Genomic DNA, 244 nt, shown 5'->3' with positions numbered 1-244 from the left:
GAAGGATTAAAAGCCCTCAAAATGCGCGGAACTGGTGTATCGATGCCGAACAAACAACTGGCGTGTGAATATGTTGATGAATTAACACCAGCTGCCAAACTGGTGGGGGCCATCAACACCATCGTTAATGATGATGGCAATCCCGCTTTTTCTAAGGCTTTATTCTGCATTTCGGGCGATAAACTGTGGCGGATAGGATAGGCCATCAACCCAATCAATTCGTATTTTGCGGTAACATCCATAA

Annotated in this window: 1 pseudogene; it reads left to right on the top strand. The window is 45.1% G+C overall.

What is annotated here, in order from left to right:
• Nucleotides 1-111 (top strand): annotated as a pseudogene (locus tag AC0L27_RS41475) (hypothetical protein); the annotation flags it as partial.
• Between the last annotated feature and the right edge of the window lie 133 nt (nucleotides 112-244).

The sequence above is a fragment of the Bradyrhizobium sp. Ken51 genome, from assembly GCF_055807435.1.
The sequence above is the reverse complement of the archived record's forward strand: the minus strand, read 5'-3'. Positions and strand labels throughout refer to the sequence as shown.